This window comes from Streptomyces sp. NPDC002574, assembly GCF_042889545.1.
Lineage (GTDB): Bacteria > Actinomycetota > Actinomycetes > Streptomycetales > Streptomycetaceae > Actinacidiphila.
Map to the genome: position 1 here is coordinate 104,423 of NZ_JBIARB010000012.1, position 18,980 is coordinate 123,402.

Genomic DNA, 18,980 nt, shown 5'->3' on the forward strand with positions numbered 1-18,980 from the left:
CCGCTTCGGCACCTGCGGCGGATCCGCGGGACCGGGCCGCGCTCCTAGCGTGGAGCCATGACCACGCCCGTGTGCACCAGCGCCTCGCAGGCACAGTTCACCCGCTACGTGCAGGCCAGGGGCCCGGCCCTGCTGCGCACCGCGCGCTCGCTCACCGCCAACCCGAGCGACGCCGAGGACCTGCTGCAGACCGCCCTGACCAAGACGTACCTGGCGTGGGACCGGATCGACGACCACCGCGCGGTCGACGGCTACGTCCGCCGCACGCTGGTCAACACCCGTACCTCGCAGTGGCGCAAGCGCCGCGTCGAGGAGTACGCCACCGACGACCTGCCCGAGCCGTACGGGCCGGCGGCACTGACCGGCCACGACGAGGCCGAGCAGCAGTGCCAGCGCGACGCCATGCTGCGCGCGATATCCCGCCTTCCGGCACGCCAGCGGGTCATGGTCGTGCTGCGGTACTACGAGGACATGAGCGAGGTCCAGACCGCCGAGGCGCTCGGCGTCTCGGTCGGCACCGTCAAGAGCGCCGTCTCCCGCGCCCTGGGCAAATTGCGGCAGGACCCCGAATTGTTCCCGGGGTAGTGACATACCGCGCGGTATGACTCCAGAATCGCAGCACCCACCTACCTTCGCGTAGCCGCTTCGATGAGGAGGCGCCCGGTGCTGAGCACAATGCAGGACGTGCCCTTGCTGGTCTCACGGATCCTGACCCACGGCACGACCGTGCACGGCAGGTCGCAGGTCACCACCTGGACCGGCGAAGGGGAGCCGCACCGCCGCTCGTTCGCCGAGATCGGCGCCCGCGCCGCCCGTCTGGCCGGGGCGCTGCGCGACGAACTCGGGGTGGGCCGTGACGAACGGGTCGCCACCCTCATGTGGAACAACGCCGAGCATGTCGAGGCCTACCTCGCCATCCCCTCCATGGGCGCGATCCTGCACACGCTCAACCTGCGCCTCCCGGCTGACCAGTTGGTCTTCATCGCCAACCACGCGGCCGACCGCGTCGTCCTCGTCAACGGCACGCTGATCCCGCTGCTCGCCCCGCTGCTCCCGGCGATGGAGTCGGTCGAGCACGTCGTGGTGGTCGGTCCCGGTGACACCGCTCCGCTGGAGGGCTGCCGCCCCGCGCTGCACGCGTACGAGTCCCTCCTCGAGGGCCGCCCCGACACCTTCGACTGGCCCGAGCTGGACGAGCGTTCGGCCGCGGCCATGTGCTACACCTCCGGCACCACCGGCGACCCCAAGGGCGTCCTGTTCTCGCACCGTTCGATCTACCTGCACTCCATGCAGGTCAACATGACCGAGTCGATGGGCCTGAACGACCGTGACACCACCCTGGTCGTCGTGCCGCAGTTCCACGTCAACGCCTGGGGCCTGCCGCACGCCACCTTCATGACCGGCATCAACATGCTGATGCCCGACCGCTTCCTGCAGCCCGGCCCGCTCGCCGAGATGATCGCCACCGAGCGCCCCACCCACGCCGCCGCCGTGCCGACCATCTGGCAGGGACTGCTGGCCGAACTCGCCGTCAACCCGCGGGACATCAGCAGCATGCGGCAGGTCACCATCGGCGGCTCCGCCTGCCCGCCCTCCCTGATGGAGGCGTACGACAAACTCGGCGTCCGGCTCCGCCACGCCTGGGGCATGACCGAGACCTCTCCGCTGGGCACCATGGCCCACCCGCCCGCCGGCCTCACCGCCGAGGAGGAGTGGCCGTACCGCATCACCCAGGGCCGCTTCCCCGCCTCCGTCGAGGCACGCCTGGTCGGCCCCTCCGGCGAGGTCCTGCCCTGGGACGGGGAGTCCGCGGGCGAGCTGGAGGTGCGCGGGCCGTGGGTCGCCGCGGCGTACTACGGCGGCGCCGGCGCCGAACCGCTGCGCCCCGAGGACAAGTTCAGTGAGGACGGGTGGCTGCGCACCGGTGACGTCGGCACCATCACGTACGACGGCTACCTGACCCTCACCGACCGCGCCAAGGACGTCATCAAGTCCGGCGGCGAGTGGATCTCCTCCGTCGAGCTGGAGAACGCGCTCATGGCGCACCCGGCCGTCGCGGAGGCGGCCGTCGTCGCGGTGCCCGACGACCGGTGGGGCGAGCGCCCGCTGGCCACCGTCGTGCTCAAGGACGGCTTCCAGATCGGCTACGAGGAACTGCGCGCGTTCCTCGGCGAGCACATCGCGCGCTGGCAGCTGCCGGAGCGATGGGCGGTCATCTCGGCCGTGCCGAAGACGTCGGTCGGCAAGTTCGACAAGAAGGTACTGCGCAGGCAGTACGCGTCCGGCGAGCTGGACGTCACCCGGCTGGGCTGACGCCCCGCACGCGAAGAGGCCCCCGGGAATCCCCCGGGGGCCTTACGCTGTGCGTACGGACGAAACCCCCGGTCCCGCGTCAGGAACCGATCTTGCCGAGCAGGTCGACGATGCGGGACTGCACGTCCGTGCTCGTGGAGCGCTCCGCGAGGAAGAGCACCGTCTCGCCGGACGCCAGGCGCGGCAGCTCCGCCGGGTCGATGTCCACGGCGGTGTAGACGACCAGCGGGGTGCGCTCCATGCGGCCGTTGGCGTGCAGCCAGTCGACGATGCCCTGCCGCCGGCGGCGCACCAGCATGAGGTCCATGACCACCAGGTTCGGGTGGAACTGCCCGGCGACGTTCATCGCGTCGGCCTCCGAGGAGGCGTGCGCCACCTGCATGCCGCGCCGCTCCAGGGTGCCGGTGAAGGCCTGGGCGATCGGCAGGTGCTCCTCTATCAGCAGCACGCGCGGCGGATGCTGGTCGCTGTCGCGCGGGGCGAGCGCCTTCAGCAGCACGGCCGGGTCCGCGCCGTACGCGGCCTCCCGGGTCGCCTGGCCCAGCCCCGCCGTGACCAGCACCGGCACCTCCGCCTGCGCGGCGGCCTGGCGCAGAGACTGGAGCGCGGTCCGGGTGATGGGCCCGGTGAGCGGGTCCACGAACAGCGCCGCGGGCGGCTCGGCGACCTGGGCGTCGACCTCCTCGCGGGAGCGCACGATGACCGGGCGGTAGCCGCGGTCGGTCAGCGCCTGGCGGGTCGAGACGTCGGGCTCCGGCCACACCAGCAGGCGGCGCGGCTCGTCGAAGACGGCCTCCGGCTCGCGCGGCGACTCGTCGGTGACGTCGACCGCGCCGTTCGGGCCGTCGAGCGGCTCGGGGCCCTCGGTGTCCTCCGTCGGGGCGCCTATGGCGTACGCGCGGCCGGGAGTGTCCGCACCCCTCGGGGCGCTCTGGGGGGCGTTCTGGCCGTTCGGGGACGGCGCGGGGGCCGGGGCCGGTGCCGGGGCGGGAGCGGGAGCGGCGGCGGCCGGGCGGGCCTCGGACTCACCGGGATTGGCCAGCTTGCGGCGGCGGCCGGTCGGCGTGACCGGGTGCGCGGTCTGCTCACTGATCTGCTGGGCGAAGGGCACGCCCTGACCGAGGGTGCGCACGCTGATGGCACGGCCCTGGGTGGTCGACGACTGGGGGTGCGCCGGCGGCGGGGGCGGCTGCACGGGGACAGGAGCCGGGGCCGGCGGTTCCGGCTGCGGGACCGGGGGCTCGGGACTGCGCTGCGTCTGCTCCGGGATCACCGGCGCGGCGGGCGCGGGCGGCGGCTCCGGCGTGGGCAGCACGACCGGTGCGGGCGCCGGGGCGGGAGCGGGCAGCCGGCGCGGGTCGACGATCGCCGACGGCCGCGGGGTGCTCTCGATGATGCCGCGCGACCGGGGCGCCGAGCCCACGGCCTCCGGCCACTCGGGGGCGGCGGTTCCGTGCCCGGGGCCGCTGCCGTTCGCCCCCGGGGCGCTCCGGCCGTTCGGGGACGGCGCGGGCGGCAGGGCGGGCAGCAGATCCGCCTGCGGTTCCTGCGGGGCGGGTGCCGCGGCGCGGCGGGCCCGGCGGCCCGTGGGCTGCTCGGCGACCTGTTGCTGGCCCTGTTGCCGGCCCTGCTGCGGTGGGGCCGGTACGGGGGCCTGCGGCGCGGGCGCCGGGACGGGGATCTGCGGGGCCGGGGCCGGCACGGGGATCGCGACCGGGCGGACCTCCTGTGCCGGCAGTGCAGGTTGTGCGGATTGCGCTGGCTGTGCCGGCGCCGCGTCGGGACGCCGCAGCGCCCGGCGGCGGCCGGTCGGGGTCGGGGCGTCCGTGGTGGGCGCCGCGGGCAGGGCCAGCGCGGAACCACCGGCGGGCAGCGCCGGCGCCGGGGTGTCGCCGGCCGGCCGGGGCGGCGCCAGGGCCGGCGGAGCCGGCGACGGGACCGCGGGGGCCGCCAGGGCCGTACCGCGCACCGGCTCGGACGGCACCGGCATGACGGTCGTCTCGGACTCCCGCCGGGGCTCCTTGGCCGCGGTCCTGCTTCCGGCCGTGCCCACCGGCACCTCGACCACGTACGCGCTGCCCTGTCCGGGCACGTCGTGCGTCTGGAGCACCCCGCCGTGGCGCTCGACGATGCCGCGCGCGATCGGGAGGTGCACCGGGTTGGCGCCGGCGTGCGGCCCGCGCACCTCGATGCGCACGGAGTCGCCGCGCTGCGCCGCCGCGACCACGATCGTCGAGTCGCCGCTGTTCGGCACCACGGGAACGTTGCCGGCCGCGTCCACGCCCGCCACGTCCGCGATCAGGTGGGACAGCGCCTGCGACATGCGTTCGGGGTCCACCGTCGCCTCGATCGGCGGGGAGTGCACCGCGTACTGGGCACGGCCGGGCCCGATCAGCTCGATGGCCGCCTCGACGCCGGACGCGACGACCTTGTCCATGGACGTGGTCTCGCGCTGCAGCTTCTCCTCGCCGCGGTCCAGCCGCTGGAAGGTGAGTACGCTGTCGATCAGCGTGGTGATCCGCGCGTAGCCCGCCGTCAGGTGGTGCAGGATCTGGTTGGCCTCCGGCCACAGCTGCCCGGCCGGGTCGTTGGCCAGCCCGGCGAGCTCGCCGCGCAGTTCGTCCAGCGGCCCGCGCAGCGTGTCGCCGAGCAGCGACCGCAGCTGCTCGTTGCGGGCCGCGACCGCGTCGAAGCGCGAGCGGTCGGTGAAGGTCATCACCGCGCCGACCAGCTGGTCGCCCTCCCGCACCGGCGCCGTGATCAGGTCCACCGGCACCGCGCGCCCGTCCTTGCGCCACAGCACCTGGCCGCGGGCGCGGTGCTTCAGCCCGGAGCGCAGGGTGCCGGCGAGCGGGGTCTCCTCGTACGGCAGTGGGGTGCCGTCCGGACGCGAGTGGTGGACCAGCGGGTGCATCTCCTGGCCGCCGAGGTCGGTGGCACGGAACCCGAGGATCTGCGCGGCCGAGGGGTTGACCAGGACGATCTTGCCGTCGGTGTCGACACCGATGACGCCCTCGCTCGCCGCGCGCAGGATCATCTCGGTCTGGCGCTGCTGGCGGGCGAGTTCGGTCTCGGTGTCCAGGGTGCCGGTCAGGTCGCGGACGACCAGCATCAGCAGCTCGTCGCCGGTGTAGCTGTAGGTCTCGGCGAAGGGTGTGCGGGCGTCGTCGAGGTTGGCGCTCGTAACCTCCACCGGAATTTCACTGCCGTCGGTCCGCCGGGCGATCATCCGGGTGGGTTTCGTACGGCCCACGTCGTCGTCGGGGCGGCGCATGGAGCCGGGGATGCGACGGGCGTCGAAGGACGGCAGCAGGTCCAGCAGACCGCGGCCCACGAGCGCCGTTCCGGGGGACTCGAAGGTCTCCAGGGCGATGGAATTCGCGTTGACGACGGTGCCGTTGGCATTGACCAGCAGCAACGCGTCCGGAAGCGCGTCGAGTATTGCCGCGAGGCGAGCAGCGCCTCGGGATGGCCTGCTGCTCACGAGACGCGTCCTCCCTGGAAACCGCACTTGCCGCCGCGCCACCACCCACTAAGGGGCTTCTACCGGTGGCGGCCCATCTTGCCGCCGACCGGGGGGCATGTCACTAGAGCGAGTGTACGGGCAGCCGTTGGACGGGAGGCTCCGGATGCCCATGTCCCGTACGTGTGGGTATCGTTCGCTGTCGCACGGCGCGGATGTGGCATCGGTCACGCCCGCGGGTCGCGACGCGGAGGTTCGGTGAAGGGGCTGTCGGGGGCCGCGCCGGGCGTCGCGGGGAGCACCGGGGCCATCCGCCGCCACCGGTCGGCCTCGCAGCCGTTCGTGCGGTCGTAGCGGTCGTCCACCGGCCTGCCGTCCCAGGTGCCGCGCACCCGGGCCCGCTGCGGGCCGCTGTAGATCATCGTGCACAGCGTGCCCTTCGGGGACGGCCCCACCGGCCCGCCCAGCCGCCGCAGCCGGTCGCAGGCCCGCCGTGCGTCGGGGTGGGTCCCCCGTCCGCCGGCCGGGCCGCAGCGCAGCTCGTACGAGGACAGGCCGCCGGTCCCGTCGTCCACGATCACCGTCAGCCGGTCCCCCGCCCGGTCCGGCGGGCAGGCGACGGCCGGCGCGGCGGCGGTCAGTGACAGGCCGAGCGCGAGCGCGGCGGTCAAGGGCATCCGAGCCATTCGCATGCCTCGTCCCTACCTCCCCGCACCCCTCGCGGGCCGGCAATCCACCCGAACGTGGGCGCGCCGCGACGACGCCCGCCGCAACGCCTTTGCCCTGCCCATGGGCGGCCTAGTAATCTGGTCAGCGATTGGTCCCAGCCCAGTGGGCTGTGTCATCATCTGCGTGCACCCGCTCGCGCGGGACACCTGGAGGCGTCGCCTAGTCCGGTCTATGGCGCCGCACTGCTAATGCGGTTTCGGGTTTACACCTGATCGAGGGTTCAAATCCCTCCGCCTCCGCTCCCTGGAAGCCCCGGCCACCCGGCCGGGGCTTCTGCCGTTCCTGGGCGGCCTCCTGACCCCTCCGCCGGGCGTTTTCGCAGCTCATGCAGGGTGCGGCTAATGGATTTCACCTCACGGCGCAGGTCATGTAATGTTGTTCCCGCAACGCCGACCGGCAAGAAAACGCCGGGAAGTACAAGCACTCGTAGCTCAACGGATAGAGCATCTGACTACGGATCAGAAGGTTGCAGGTTCGAATCCTGCCGAGTGCACAGCAGGCCGAAGGCCCCCGGAGATGATCCGGGGGCCTTTCGCGTTGGAGGGGTGTACGGCTCGGCGCCCGTCGGCCGTCGTCGTGATCTGCGCGTGCCTCAGGATGCGCTGAGGCGTCTTCGGATGGACCCCCGGGCCGCACGTGGTGATCAGGTGATCCGGAGCAGCCCGTAGCCGCCCACCGTCGTGCCGCTTGGCTGGGTGAGGTTGACGTTGGCCGCCGTGATGAACCGGCTCCCCTGGGCCACCGGCCCCGACGCGCCGCCCGGGACGACCCGGACCGCGCCCGAGGAGTTGTTCTCGCCGGCGGCGCTCACGGTCGCCTCGGGCTTGCCGTCCTTGTTCACGTCCCCGACGGCGACCGTCGTGCCGAAGCAGTCGTCGCTCTCGTTCACGCCTCCCACTCCCGCGACCGTCTGGTTGAAGGAGGAGGAACCCGCGCCCAGCGCGCCCGTGCGACGGCCGGGGATCACGGCCACCTCACCGGAGCCGTTCTTGCCGCCGAGACCCTCGTACGCCGCGGCCACGACGATGCCGGCGAGCCCGTCCCGTTGAGGTCCGCGACGGCCAGCGACCCACCGAAGGTGTCACCGCGCTCGCTGCTCCCCGGCACCCCCGCGGAGTTCTGCGTGAGCACCTCGGGCTTGGCGTCGTACGCGGATGCCCTTCGCCGTACCGCGCCAGACGGGCACGCGGCCGCCCAACGCGCCGTCCACCCCGTTCTTCTCGGGCTCGTCGGGGTCGCCGACGAGGTCCGCGGAGCCGTCGCCGTTGAAATCCCCGAGGGTCACGGTCCTCACGCTGGGGGTGTCGTCGTCGGACTCGGCGGAACCGTAGGTGCCGGTGCTGCTGAAAGGACCGCGGAAGAGCGAGGTGCCGCCCATGGTCCTGTCATCCCTGTTCGCGCCGATTCCCGCATCGCCCACGCGTTCCTGTCGCCGCAGGGGACCGGCGCAACCGGTCGCGTGTTCGATTTGGGTTCCAGGTCTCGTTGCTCCGGTGCGAGTTCAGGGCTAGATTCTCGATAGATAGAACGTTCTATCTACTGCTGGGGCCGATATGACACCGCGCCCTGCCGGCCCTCCAACTCGCCAGGAGACACAAGGTGTTCAAGCACCGTCGTACCAAGAACCGTCGTATGGGCATTGCTGTCGTCGGAGCGGCGGGCCTCGCCCTCGCCGCCGGCCTGGCCGCGACCGCCACGGCCGCCCCCGGTGACAGGGCCGGCACGGCCAAGCCGGCCGCCGCCAAGCCGACCGTCGTACTGGTCCACGGCGCCTGGGCCGACTCGGCCAGTTGGAGCGGCGTGGTCAAGCGCCTCCAGGCCGACGGCTATCCGGTCGTCGCCCCCGCGAACCCCCTGCGCGGGCTGAGCAGCGACTCCGCCTACCTGGCCGACTACCTGAAGACGATCCACGGACCGGTCGTGCTGGTGGGCCACTCCTACGGCGGCAGCGTCATCACCAACGCCGCCACGGGCAACCCCGACGTCAAGGCGCTCGTGTACATCGCCGCCTTCGCGCCCGACAAGGACGAGACCCTCGGGTCCATCACCGCCAAGTTCCCGGGCAGCCACCTCAGCGACGACCCTGCCGCCCCGGTGCCCACGGCTCTCAACGCCGTCCCGTTCACCCAGCCCGACGGCAGCACCGGCACCGACCTCTACATCAAGCCCGACAAGTACCGCGACGTCTTCCTCAGCAACCGGCTCAGCCGCACCGACGCCGCGCAGCTGGCGGTCAGCCAGCGCCCGATCGCCGCGCAGGCCTTCGGCGAGCCCTCGGGCACCCCGGCCTGGAAGACCATCCCGTCCTGGTACCTCGTCGCCCACGACGACCACGCCATCCCCCCGGCCGCCGAGCGCTTCATGGCGTCGCGCGCGCACGCCCACACCGTCGAGATCAACGCCCCGCACGCGGTCCCGCTGACCGCCCCGGGCGCCGTGACGCGCCTCGTCGAGCAGGCCGCCACCGCGCGCTGACCGGTACCTGGCCGGCCTCCGCCCCGCGTCGGTCGGCGGGCGTCAGCCGGATGCCACGACCCGGTCGACGCCGAGGACGCCGATGCCCTCCGTGCAGTGAAGGTGATCTGTACGGACGGCCGGTGAAGCGGTCGTCACCGGCCGGCCGGCTCATCCCCGTGGTCGTCGGCGTCCTGGGAGGGGCCGTTGGTTGTATGCCCGGAAGGGCGGAGAGCGCCGTGCGCGGATCGAGGACCGCGCGCCCCGGGGCCGGGTCCGGGGCGGCTAGGGTGTGTGCGCGACAGACCGACACATACATGGAGGGGTGGTCACGATGGCCGACATCGACGCGGCGAAGCGGGCGTTCACGCGGTACGACATCGACGGGGACGGTCTCATCACGGCCGGCGAGTACAAGAGCGTGATGGCCCAGCTGGGCGACTTCCACGTGACCGAGACGGTGGCCCAGTCCGTGATCAGCCGGGTCGACACCAACGGCGACGGCAAGATCTCCTGGGACGAGTTCTGGGCGGCGCAGCAGGCCTGAGCCTCAGGCCGTCTCGTCCAGGACGAGTTGGGGGACCTCGGTCGCGCCGCACAGGCGAAGGGTCCGTGCGTGCAGCCGCGGGCAGCGGACGGTGACGCGGTCGGCGGGGCCGAGGGACGCCGCGTGGCGGATGAGGACGCCGGCGCAACGGGCGTCGATGAAGCCGAGCCCGGTGAGGTCGACGACGTACGGCGGGCCGGCAGGCGAGCCGAAGGCGTGGCGCAGGCCGACCTCGAAGTCGGTGCGCGTGGCGAGGTCGGCGTCGCCGCTGAGGGCGAGCGTGCCGCCGAGCCGCTCGACGTGGAGGGCGCCGGACGGCGGCCGCAGGCACATCGGGTGGGCGGCCCGCACCCGCGCCAGCAGCGAGGCGTGGAAGCGCCGCTGGTCGTACTCGCAGACGGCGGTGAGCCCGAGGCCCGCCAGCACCTGGGTCATGGCGGCCTCGTGGCCGACGAGCCGGTCCCGGTCGAGGCCCGGCCGCAGCGCCCAGGACATGTCGCCCGCCGCGCGCAGCCCGCTGTAGCCGAGGCGGCGGGCGGTCTCGGTGAGCGCGGTCCAGGCGGACGCGGAGTCGTAGCCGGGGACGAGCGGGGTGATGACCAGTGCCCCGCGGCGCACCGCGTCGGCGGCGCGGACGCCGAGCGCGGTGAGCCGGGTGACGGCCTCCGCGGGGGGTGTGCCGCGCCCGCTGAAGAGCAGGACGCGTTCCCCCCGGTCGAGGCCGATGGCGGTGAAGGCGGCGCGGACCTCCCAGCGGGCGTCCTCGTCCTCGAAGCCGAGGCAGGCGTGGTCGCCGGACGCCATGCGGTCGACCGGGACGGTTCGGGGCACGGTGCCGCTGTCCATGGGCCGAACATACGCCCGGCCCCGGTGCCCGGTCGGGCGCTGACCGGCTTTGAGCGGAGGCTTCCGTTCCTGATGAGCGGCTGTCCCCGCCTGCCTCTTCGGTGACCGGGTCAGAGCCCCAGAGCCACCGCGAGCCGCCGCCACTCCTCGCGCGGCAGACCGCTGCGGTCCCCGCCGGCGGTCAGCACCTGGACGGCGACATGGTCGGCCCCCGCGTCGAGGAAGGCGTCGATGCGCTCGCGCACCCGCTGCTCGTCGCCCCAGCCGATGAGCGCGTCCACCAGGCGGTCGCTGCCGCCGTTCGCCAGGTCGTCCTCGGTGAAGCCCAGGCGCAGCCAGCTGTTGGTGTAGTTGGGCAGCGTCAGGTAGAGGGCGAGCATGGAGCGCGCGGTCGTCCGGGCGCGCTCCGGGTCGGTGTCCAGGACGACCGTGAACTCCGGGGCGAGCAGCGGGCCGCGGCCGAGGATCTCCCGGGCCTGCGCGGTGTGCTCGGGGGTGACCAGGTACGGGTGGGCGCCCGCGGCGCGGTCGCGGGAGAGCTCCATCATCTTCGGGCCGAGCGCGGCCAGCACACGGCGGCCGGCCGGGACGCCGGCGGCGTCCAGCGCGTCGAGGTAGCCGGTCATGGCGGCGTAGGGGCGCTCGTACTGCGCGGCGAGCTTCGCGTGGCTGACGCCGAGCCCGAGCAGGAAGCGGCCGGGGTGCGAGGCCTCCAGGGCGGACCAGCGGGCGGCGACGTCCACGGCCTCGTACTGCCAGAGGCTGAGGATGCCGGTCGCGACGGTGATGGACGAGGTCCCCTCGATCAGCGGGGTCGCGTGCTCCACGCCGCTGCTGCCGCCGAGCCAGATTGCGCCGTAGCCCAGCTCCTCCAACTCGGCTGCGGTATCGATGAGTTCCTTCGCCCGGGAGGGGTCGGGGTCGCGCAGGCCGCTGTTCCACAGCCCGTACCGGCCGATCGCCTGCGCCTGCGTGCTGCTGCCGCTGAAGCCCATGGGCCGTCTCCCACCACCAGGTCGACTGAAGTCCGACGTCCGTCGTACCAAACGCGGCCCGTCGATCGGCGCATTCCCGCGCCGGGCGGCGTGTTCGCGGCCCCGCACCCCGCTCTCCCCGTGCTCCTTCCCGCTCCCCGGGATCCCTGGCGGGCCGTCACCTGCCACGACGGCGGTTCTCAGACAATTCAAAGGCACCGCCAAGGGTGCTCTCAGCGGCGGCTCACAGGATTCCCCCATGACCGCGTCTCCTTCCTCCGCCGCCGCCGACCTCACGCGTCCGGACGGCTCCCCCGTACGTGTCCTCGTCGTGGACGACGAGACCGCCCTGGCCGACCTGCTCTCCATGGCCCTGCGTTACGAGGGGTGGGACGTCCACACCGAGGGGACCGGCGCCGACGCCCTGCGCGCCGCCCGCGAACGGCGGCCGGACGCCGTGGTCCTGGACGTGATGCTGCCCGACATGGACGGCCTGGAGGTGCTGGCCCGGCTGCGCCGCGACCTGACCGACGTACCCGTGCTGTTCCTCACCGCCAAGGACGCCGTCGAGGACCGCATCGCCGGGCTCACCGCGGGCGGCGACGACTACGTCACCAAGCCCTTCAGTCTGGAGGAGGTCGTCGCCCGGCTGCGCGGCCTGCTGCGCCGGGCCGGCGCGGCGGCCGCCCGCCAGGAGTCCCTGCTGGTCGTCGGGGACCTGGTGCTGAACGAGGACAGCCACGAGGTCAGCCGTGACGGCGTCGGCATCCACCTCACCGCCACCGAGTTCGAGCTGCTGCGCTACCTGATGCGCAATCCGCGCCGGGTGCTGAGCAAGGCGCAGATCCTCGACCGGGTCTGGTCGTACGACTTCGGCGGCCAGGCCAACGTCGTCGAGCTGTACATCTCCTACCTGCGCAAGAAGATCGACGCGGGACGCGCGCCGATGATCCACACCCGGCGCGGCGCCGGATACCTGATCAAGCCGGGCGAAACGACGTGAGCCGCGGCGCGTCCGGACCGCGCCGTACGCCCGCCGCGCGGCGCCCCCGGCGCCGCTGGTCGCTGCGCACCCGGCTGGTGGTCTCCTCGGTCGCGCTCATCGCGGTCGTCTGCGCGGTCATCGGCACCATCACGGCGCTCGCCCTGCAGTCCTTCCTCTACACACAACTCGACGGCCAGGTCGCCGCCGTCGCCAAGCGCGCCCGGACGGATCCCGGCGGCGACCAGCCGGGGCTGCTGCCCGAGGACCGCCGGGCCGCCGACGGCTCCCCCCTGCGCTTCATCACCGGCCCGGGCATGCCGCCGGGCACCGTCGGCGCCCAGATGGACGGTTCCGGCACCGTCGTCCTCGCCGGCGTCAGCTCCCAGCCCAGCAGCACCGCGGGCACCCGCCTCGACGTCGAGCCGCTCAGCGCCCGGCAGGCCGCCGTCTTCGCGGACGTCCCGCCGGACGGCGCCCCGCACACGCTGGACGTCCCGGGGCTCGGCACCTTCCGGGTGCAGTCGGTGACCGACGACTACGGACAGGCCCGGATCGTCGGGCTGCCCACCGCGAGCGTCCGGGACACCATCGGCACCCTGGTCGTGGTCGAGGTCTGCGTCACCGCCGCCGGCCTGGCCGCCGCGGGGATGGCCGGCTTCGTCATGATCCGGCTCAACCTGCAGCCGTTGCGCCGGGTGGCCGCCACCGCGACCCGGGTCTCCGAACTCACCCTGCACCACGGCGAGGTGGCGCTCCACGAACGGATGCCGGCCGCCGACACCGACCCCCGCACCGAGGTCGGCCAGGTCGGGGCCGCGCTCAACCGCATGCTCGACCACGTCGGCAGCGCCCTGCACGCCCGGCAGGAGAGCGAGACACGGGTACGGCAGTTCGTCGCCGACGCCAGCCACGAACTGCGCACCCCGCTGACGTCGATCCGCGGCTACGCCGAGCTGACCCGGCGCGGGCGCGAGGCCATCGGGCCCGACACCCGCCACGCGCTGGGCCGCATCGAGTCGGAGGCGGCCCGGATGACCACGCTGGTCGAAGACCTGCTGCTGCTCGCCCGGCTCGACGCGGGCCGGCCGCTCAGCCTGGCCGGTACCGACATGTCGCCGCTGGTCGTCGACGCGGTCTCCGACGCCCGCGCGGCCGGGCGCGACCACCGCTGGCGGCTCGAACTGCCCGACGACCCGGCGGTCGTGCGCGGCGACCCGCAGCGGCTGCACCAGGTGCTCACCAACCTGCTGGCCAACGCCCGTACGCACACCCCGCCCGGCACGACCGTGGTGGCGCGGGTCGTGCCGCACGGCCCGGAGGTGCGGGTCGAGGTGGCCGACGACGGACCCGGCATCCCGCCCGCCCTGCTGCCGCACGTCTTCGAGCGCTTCGCGCGCGGCGACGCCTCCCGCTCCCGGGCGGCCGGCAGCACGGGGCTCGGACTCGCCATCGTGCAGGCGGTGGTGGCCGCGCACGGCGGCCGGATGTCGATCGACAGCGCGCCGGGCGCCACCGTCTTCCGCGTCCACCTGCCCGCCGCCGACTCACAGGTACCGCTCAGCGCCGCCACAACGCCATGACAGCGCGCCCCGGAAGGGTCGTCGGCATGCGAACCCAACAGCTCCCGCCGACCGGCCAGGAGGATCGGGGCCCGGGGAGCCTCCCCGCCCGCGAGCACCTGGCCGTCCCCCAGACCGAACCGCTGCTGGACGTCGTGATCCCCGTCTTCAACGAGGAGAAGGACCTCGAAGGCTGCGTCCGCAGACTCCACGCGCACCTGGAGCGGACCTTCCCCTACCCCTTCCGGATCACCGTCGCCGACAACGCGAGCACCGACCGCACGGCCCTGATCGCCGCGGCGCTGGCGGCCGGGATACCGGCCGTCACCGCCGTCCGCCTGGAGCGCAAGGGCCGCGGGCGCGCCCTGCGCGCGGTGTGGTCCGCCTCCGACGCTCCCGTGCTGGCGTACATGGACGCCGACCTGTCCACCGACCTCAACGCGCTGCTGCCGCTGGTCGCCCCGCTCATCTCCGGCCACTCCGACCTGGCGATCGGCTCCCGGCTGGCGCGCAGTTCGCGTGTCGTGCGGGGCGCCAAGCGGGAGTTCATCTCCCGCTCCTACAACGTCCTCCTGCGGACCTCGCTCGCCGCCCGCTTCTCCGACGCGCAGTGCGGCTTCAAGGCGATCCGCAAGGACGTCGCCGACCGGCTGCTGCCGCTGGTGGAGGACTCCGGCTGGTTCTTCGACACCGAGATGCTCGTGCTGGCCGAACGGGCCGGGCTGCGCATCCACGAAGTGCCGGTCGACTGGGTGGACGACCCCCACTCGACCGTGGACCTCCTCCGCACCGCGACCGACGACCTCAGGGGCCTGTGGCGGATCGGGCGGGAGCTCGCCACGGGCACGCTGCCGCTGGACCGGCTCCGCCGGCCCTTCGGCGACGACCCGCGCGACCGCGACATCGCCGACGTGCCCGCCGGGCTGGCGCGCCAACTGGTCGGATTCTGCGCCGTGGGCGGGCTGAGCACCGTCGTGTACCTGCTGCTGTTCGCACTGCTGCGCGGTGCGGCCGGTCCCCAACTTGCCAACGCGCTCGCCCTGCTGGTGTCGGCGGTGGGCAACACCGCCGCCAACCGGCGGCTCACCTTCGGCGTGCGCGGCCGGGACCGCGCCGTGCGGCACCAGGCGCAGGGGCTGGTCGTGTTCGGCATCGGCCTGGCGCTCACCAGCGGCTCGCTGGCCGCCCTGCACAGCGCGAACGGCAGCCCCTCGCACGGCACCGAGATGGCCGTGCTCGTCGCGGCCAACCTGGCGGCGACCGTGCTGCGCTTCCTGCTCTTCCGGGCGTGGCTCTTCCCCGACCGTACGGGCGGCCCCGATGCCGTGCCGCCGGTGCCGCCCGTGCCGGTGCGACCGGGCACTCCGTACGACGACGGGCCGCCGGCCCCGAGGCGGCCGGGACGGCACGCCCTCCCGCCGCACCTCGTCGCGCACGACGCCGCGGCCCCCGTGACCACCCCGGACCACGAGGCACACGACCCCAGGAGCCACCGATGACCACGTCGCACCAGGCGCCTGAGGGCAGCCCGCACACCGTCCCGCCGCTCCCGGGCCACACCCCGGCGGCCGTGCACCGCACCCCGGTCCCGGCCGACGCGCCGCCGCCGGGGACCACCGGGCGCAGCCCCGTCCCGCAGGGGGCGCCCCCGCCGTCCCCCGCCCTCCGGCCGGAGGACCCCCGCTGGGCCCGGCCGGCGCTGCTCGCGCTGCTCGCCCTCACGGCCGTCGTCTACCTGTGGGACCTGGGCGCCTCGGGATGGGCGAACTCCTTCTACTCCGCCGCCGTGCAGGCGGGCGCCGAGAGCTGGAAGGCGTTCTTCTTCGGCTCCTCGGACGCCGGCAACTCCATCACCGTGGACAAACCTCCGGCCGCGCTGTGGCCGATGGCGCTGTCGGTGCGGGTCTTCGGACTGAACTCCTGGGCGATCCTCGTGCCCGAGGCGCTGATGGGCGTGGCGTCGGTGGGCGTGCTGCACGCCGCCGTGCGACGGCGCTTCGGCGCGGCCGCGGGACTGATCGCCGGGCTCGCGTTCGCCCTCACGCCGGTCGCCGCGCTGATGTTCCGCTTCAACAACCCGGACGCCCTGCTCTGCCTGCTGATGGTGGTGGCGGTGTACTGCGTGCTGCGCGCCCTGGAGGACGCCCGGACGAAGTGGCTGCTGCTCGCGGGCGTGGCCTTCGGTCTCGCCTTCCTGACCAAGACGCTGCAGGCGTGGCTGATCCTGCCGCCCCTGGCGGTGGTGTACGCGGTGTGCGCGCCCACGCGGCTCAGGCGCCGGTTCGGGCAGATCGGCCTCGCGGGACTGGCGGCCGCGGTCGCCGGCGGGTGGTGGGTCGCGATCGTCGAGCTGTGGCCGGCGTCCTCGCGCCCGTACATCGGCGGATCCCAGGACAACAGCTTCCTGTCGCTGACCTTCGGCTACAACGGCTTCGGCCGGATCACCGGCGACGAGACCGGCTCCGTGGGCGGTGGTGGCGGAGGCGCGGGCGGCGGGGGCCAGTGGGGCGAGACCGGCTGGAGCCGGCTGTTCGGCACCGACATGGGCGGTCAGATCGCCTGGCTGCTGCCCGCGGCCTTCGTCCTGCTGGTGGCCGGCCTGTGGCTGACCCGGCGGGCGCCGCGCACCGACGTCCGGCGCGCGGCCTTCCTGGTGTGGGGCGGCGCGCTGGCCCTCACCTTCCTGACTTTCAGCTTCATGTCCGGGATCTTCCACCAGTACTACAACATCGCGCTGGCGCCCTACATCGCGGCGCTGGTGGGCATGGGCGCCGTGCTGCTGTGGGAACGGCGCCGCCACCCGGCCGCGGCGGCGGTGCTCGCGGGCACGGTCGCGGTGACGGCGGTGTGGGCGTACGTCCTGCTGGGCCGCTCCGCGGACTGGTACCCGTGGGTGCGGTACGCGGTGCTCGTCACCGGGATCGCGGCGGCGCTCGGGCTGCTGCTCACGGCGCGGCTCGGCCGGCACCTCACCCTGGCGGCGGCCGCGCTCGGCCTGACGGCGGCGCTCGGCGGCCCGCTGGCGTACACCCTCCAGACGGCCGGCACCGCGCACACCGGCTCCATCGTGACGGCGGGACCCGCGGTGCGGAGCGGCATGGGCGGCATGGGCAGGATGGGCGGCATGCGCCGCGGCACCGGCGGATTCCCGGGCGGCGGCGGGCAGGGGCAGCAGGGCCAGGGCCCGCAGGGGCAGCGGGGCTTCCCCGGCGGCGGCACGGGCGGTTTCCCCGGCGGCGGACAGCAGGGGCAGCAGGGCCAGGGCCCGCAGGGCTTCCCCGGAGGATCGGGCGGCGGCACCGGCCGCGGCAGCGGCGGCGGCCTCGGCGGCCTGCTGGACGGCGCGACCGTGAGCGACGCCGCCAAGAAGGCGCTCCTGGCCCACGCCGACCGCTACACCTGGGTGGCCGCCGCGATCGGCTCGCAGAACGCGGCGAGCTACCAACTGGCCACCAACAAGGCCGTGATGGCCATCGGCGGCTTCAACGGCAGTGACCCGTCCCCCACTCTCGCGGCGTTCAAGGCCTACGTGGCGCAGGGCCGGATCCACTGGTTCATCGCCTCGGGCGGCATGGGCGGCGGCCGGGGCAGCAGCGGCAGTGGCACGGCCTCGCAGATCAGCTCATGGGTCGAGGAGAACTTCGGTTCCACGACCCTGGGCGGCGTGACCGTCTACGACCTGACCGACCCGAGCTGAACCCAGGTCGTGGACGCGGGAAGGGCGGCGGCCCCGGTGGCCGCCGCCCTTCCCGGTGCCCGGGTCAGTCCTCGGAGGGCGCCAGCCGGGCCGGGAAGCCGCCGGTCGCCAGGGGTCCCCAGCGCTCGGGGGTCACCCGGACCAGCGACTTGCCCTGCTTGAGCATCGCGGCGCGGTACTCGTCCCAGTCCGGGTGCTCGCCGGCGATGTTGCGGTAGTACTCCACGAGCGGCTCGACCGACTCCGGCGGGTCGATCACCTCGGCGGTGCCGTCGATCTGGACCCAGGGCCCGTCCCACTCGTCGGAGAGCACGATCACGCTCGCCCGCGGGTCGCGGCGGGCATTGCGGGTCTTGGCCCGCTCGGGGTACGTGGAGACCACCAGTCGCCCGGAGTCGTCGACGCCGCAGGTCACGGGGGAGCCCTGGGGGCGCCCGTCCGAGCGGGTGGTCAGCAGCAGCGCGCGGTGGCGCGGTCGGACGAACTCCAGCAACTGATCGAGCTGCACGGCGGTGCTGGTCGCGATGTAGGCCATGGCAGCAGCCTATGCCGCGGGTGGCTACAGGGCAGGGAGGGCGGTGCCCTGCACGGCCTGGATGTCGAGCTCGACCTTCAAGGTGGTGCCGACGGCGACGATGCCGGCCTGCACGACCTGGTTGTAGTGCATGGCGAAGTCCTCGCGCCGAAGCTGCGCCGTCGCGCGGAAGGCGGCGCGCACCCCTCCCCACGGGTCCGGGCCGGTGCCCAGGTAGGACAGGTCCAGGTCCACCGGGCGGGTCACGCCGCGCATCGTCAGCTCGCCGTGCACGGTCCAGCGGTCCTGGGCGGCCTGCTCCAGGGAGGAACCGCGGTAGGTCACGCTCGGGTGCGCCGCCACGTCCAGGAAGTCGGGGGAGCGCAGGTGCGCGTCGCGGGTGCCGTTGCCGGTGTCGATGGACGCCGCGTCGATCACGGCCTGCACGCCGGAGTGCAGCGGCTGCTCGGCGATCTCGATGCTCGCCGCGAAGCCCTTGAAGCGGCCGTGCACGCTGGACAGCCCGAGGTGCTGGGCGACGGCGCGGATCTCGGAGTGGGCGGGGTCGACGGTCCACACGCCCGGCGGGGGCAGTTCGACACCGCCCGAGCGGGCGAGCGTCAGGGTGCCGATGTCGGCCGATCCCGAGGCGGTGACCAGGGCCGTCGCCGCCGTCGGGCGGTAGCCGACGGCCGTCACGATGACCGTGTACGCGCCCGGTGCCAGCGCGGCGGTGCGCACCGCGCCCTCGGCGTCCGCGGCCTCCCGGGCGACCTGCTGACCCGTCATGTCGGTGACCGTCAGCACGGCGTGCGGCACCGCCCAGCCGTCCTTGGTCCTGACCCGCCCCCGCAGGCCCGTCTTGCCGGTCGTGGTCATGCTCATCGCTCGCCTTCCGT

At 73.9% G+C, this 18,980-nt stretch carries 16 protein-coding genes and 2 tRNA genes; 10 read left to right on the plus strand and 8 right to left on the minus strand.

What is annotated here, in order from left to right; genetic code table 11:
• Positions 1–57: 57 nt before the first annotated feature.
• Together ACFYXS_RS28180 and ACFYXS_RS28185 are read left to right on the plus strand one after the other, a co-directional pair.
• A complete protein-coding gene (locus tag ACFYXS_RS28180; RefSeq protein WP_389253114.1) occupies positions 58–585 on the plus strand; it encodes a SigE family RNA polymerase sigma factor in 528 nt (175 codons plus the stop codon).
• Positions 586–663: 78 nt separating this feature from the next.
• Entirely contained in the window at positions 664–2,313 is a 1,650-nt protein-coding gene (locus ACFYXS_RS28185; protein WP_389253116.1) for a long-chain fatty acid--CoA ligase, read from the plus strand.
• Between the two features lie 79 nt (positions 2,314–2,392).
• Here the strand turns inward: ACFYXS_RS28185 and ACFYXS_RS28190 are convergent, their stop codons facing one another.
• On the minus strand, positions 2,393–5,797 hold the full coding sequence (locus ACFYXS_RS28190; RefSeq protein WP_389253118.1) for a PAS domain-containing protein: 3,405 nt from the start codon (positions 5,795–5,797) through the stop codon (positions 2,393–2,395).
• A gap of 206 nt (positions 5,798–6,003) precedes the next feature.
• The gene (locus ACFYXS_RS28195) at positions 6,004–6,453 is read right to left on the minus strand and encodes an SSI family serine proteinase inhibitor (RefSeq protein WP_389253120.1); all 450 of its coding nucleotides are present in this window, start codon (positions 6,451–6,453) and stop codon (positions 6,004–6,006) included.
• Positions 6,454–6,653: 200 nt separating this feature from the next.
• Here ACFYXS_RS28195 and ACFYXS_RS28200 point away from each other — a divergent pair.
• Positions 6,654–6,744: transfer RNA gene (locus tag ACFYXS_RS28200), tRNA-Ser, on the plus strand.
• Between the two features lie 181 nt (positions 6,745–6,925).
• A tRNA-Arg gene (locus ACFYXS_RS28205) sits at positions 6,926–6,998 on the plus strand.
• A 150-nt stretch (positions 6,999–7,148) separates the two neighbouring features.
• On the opposite strand, the gene ACFYXS_RS28210 is transcribed toward ACFYXS_RS28205, so the two are convergent.
• Both ACFYXS_RS28210 and ACFYXS_RS28215 read right to left on the minus strand, forming a co-directional pair.
• Positions 7,149–7,526: an FG-GAP repeat protein gene (locus ACFYXS_RS28210; RefSeq protein WP_389253122.1), complete on the minus strand. Its 378-nt coding sequence runs from the start codon at positions 7,524–7,526 to the stop codon at positions 7,149–7,151.
• Positions 7,527–7,586: 60 nt separating this feature from the next.
• Positions 7,587–7,883, minus strand: coding sequence for a hypothetical protein (locus tag ACFYXS_RS28215; RefSeq protein WP_389253124.1), 297 nt, complete (start codon positions 7,881–7,883; stop codon positions 7,587–7,589).
• A gap of 254 nt (positions 7,884–8,137) precedes the next feature.
• On the opposite strand from ACFYXS_RS28215, the gene ACFYXS_RS28220 reads away from it, so the two are divergent.
• A complete protein-coding gene (locus ACFYXS_RS28220) occupies positions 8,138–8,980 on the plus strand; it encodes an alpha/beta fold hydrolase (protein ID WP_389253126.1) in 843 nt (280 codons plus the stop codon).
• Positions 8,981–9,293: 313 nt separating this feature from the next.
• Entirely contained in the window at positions 9,294–9,506 is a 213-nt protein-coding gene (locus tag ACFYXS_RS28225) for an EF-hand domain-containing protein (RefSeq protein WP_389253128.1), read from the plus strand.
• Between the two features lie 3 nt (positions 9,507–9,509).
• Here ACFYXS_RS28225 and ACFYXS_RS28230 read toward each other — a convergent pair whose 3' ends face one another.
• Together ACFYXS_RS28230 and ACFYXS_RS28235 are read right to left on the minus strand one after the other, a co-directional pair.
• Entirely contained in the window at positions 9,510–10,352 is an 843-nt protein-coding gene (locus tag ACFYXS_RS28230; RefSeq protein ID WP_389253130.1) for an MEDS domain-containing protein, read from the minus strand.
• 110 nt (positions 10,353–10,462) lie between these two features.
• Entirely contained in the window at positions 10,463–11,347 is an 885-nt protein-coding gene (locus ACFYXS_RS28235; protein ID WP_389253132.1) for an LLM class F420-dependent oxidoreductase, read from the minus strand.
• A 238-nt stretch (positions 11,348–11,585) separates the two neighbouring features.
• Between ACFYXS_RS28235 and ACFYXS_RS28240 the strand changes: the two genes are divergently transcribed.
• Genes ACFYXS_RS28240 through ACFYXS_RS28255 form a run of 4 tightly spaced genes read left to right on the plus strand, consistent with a single transcriptional unit; the run spans position 11,586 to position 17,567 of the window.
• A complete protein-coding gene (locus tag ACFYXS_RS28240) occupies positions 11,586–12,329 on the plus strand; it encodes a response regulator transcription factor (RefSeq protein ID WP_389253135.1) in 744 nt (247 codons plus the stop codon).
• Positions 12,326–13,891: an ATP-binding protein gene (locus tag ACFYXS_RS28245; protein WP_389253137.1), complete on the plus strand. Its 1,566-nt coding sequence runs from the start codon at positions 12,326–12,328 to the stop codon at positions 13,889–13,891. The genes ACFYXS_RS28240 and ACFYXS_RS28245 overlap by 4 nt, the downstream gene beginning before the upstream one ends.
• 26 nt (positions 13,892–13,917) lie before the next feature.
• The gene (locus ACFYXS_RS28250; protein ID WP_389253139.1) at positions 13,918–15,369 is read left to right on the plus strand and encodes a glycosyltransferase; all 1,452 of its coding nucleotides are present in this window, start codon (positions 13,918–13,920) and stop codon (positions 15,367–15,369) included.
• Positions 15,366–17,567, plus strand: a complete 2,202-nt coding sequence (locus ACFYXS_RS28255) for a glycosyltransferase family 39 protein (protein WP_389253141.1) — start codon at positions 15,366–15,368, stop codon at positions 17,565–17,567. The genes ACFYXS_RS28250 and ACFYXS_RS28255 overlap by 4 nt, the downstream gene beginning before the upstream one ends.
• A 64-nt stretch (positions 17,568–17,631) precedes the next feature.
• On the opposite strand, the gene ACFYXS_RS28260 is transcribed toward ACFYXS_RS28255, so the two are convergent.
• Positions 17,632–18,102, minus strand: a complete 471-nt coding sequence (locus ACFYXS_RS28260) for a PPOX class F420-dependent oxidoreductase (RefSeq protein WP_389253143.1) — start codon at positions 18,100–18,102, stop codon at positions 17,632–17,634.
• Between the two features lie 24 nt (positions 18,103–18,126).
• On the minus strand, positions 18,127–18,960 hold the full coding sequence (locus tag ACFYXS_RS28265; protein WP_389253408.1) for a YceI family protein: 834 nt from the start codon (positions 18,958–18,960) through the stop codon (positions 18,127–18,129).
• Positions 18,961–18,980 lie beyond the last annotated feature (20 nt).

Bases quoted from the DNA above. Each gene is read 5' to 3' on its own strand.
- ACFYXS_RS28215 (WP_389253124.1), bottom strand. From the start codon at position 7,883: ATGGGCGGCACCTCGCTCTTCCGCGGTCCTTTCAGCAGCACCGGCACC.
- ACFYXS_RS28225 (WP_389253128.1), top strand. From the start codon at position 9,294: ATGGCCGACATCGACGCGGCGAAGCGGGCGTTCACGCGGTACGACATC.
- ACFYXS_RS28220 (WP_389253126.1), top strand. From the start codon at position 8,138: ATGGGCATTGCTGTCGTCGGAGCGGCGGGCCTCGCCCTCGCCGCCGGC.
- ACFYXS_RS28260 (WP_389253143.1), bottom strand. From the start codon at position 18,102: ATGGCCTACATCGCGACCAGCACCGCCGTGCAGCTCGATCAGTTGCTG.
- ACFYXS_RS28230 (WP_389253130.1), bottom strand. From the start codon at position 10,352: ATGGACAGCGGCACCGTGCCCCGAACCGTCCCGGTCGACCGCATGGCG.
- ACFYXS_RS28255 (WP_389253141.1), top strand. From the start codon at position 15,366: ATGACCACGTCGCACCAGGCGCCTGAGGGCAGCCCGCACACCGTCCCG.
- ACFYXS_RS28180 (WP_389253114.1), top strand. From the start codon at position 58: ATGACCACGCCCGTGTGCACCAGCGCCTCGCAGGCACAGTTCACCCGC.
- ACFYXS_RS28240 (WP_389253135.1), top strand. From the start codon at position 11,586: ATGACCGCGTCTCCTTCCTCCGCCGCCGCCGACCTCACGCGTCCGGAC.
- ACFYXS_RS28235 (WP_389253132.1), bottom strand. From the start codon at position 11,347: ATGGGCTTCAGCGGCAGCAGCACGCAGGCGCAGGCGATCGGCCGGTAC.
- ACFYXS_RS28195 (WP_389253120.1), bottom strand. From the start codon at position 6,453: ATGCCCTTGACCGCCGCGCTCGCGCTCGGCCTGTCACTGACCGCCGCC.
- ACFYXS_RS28250 (WP_389253139.1), top strand. From the start codon at position 13,918: ATGCGAACCCAACAGCTCCCGCCGACCGGCCAGGAGGATCGGGGCCCG.
- ACFYXS_RS28265 (WP_389253408.1), bottom strand. From the start codon at position 18,960: ATGACCACGACCGGCAAGACGGGCCTGCGGGGGCGGGTCAGGACCAAG.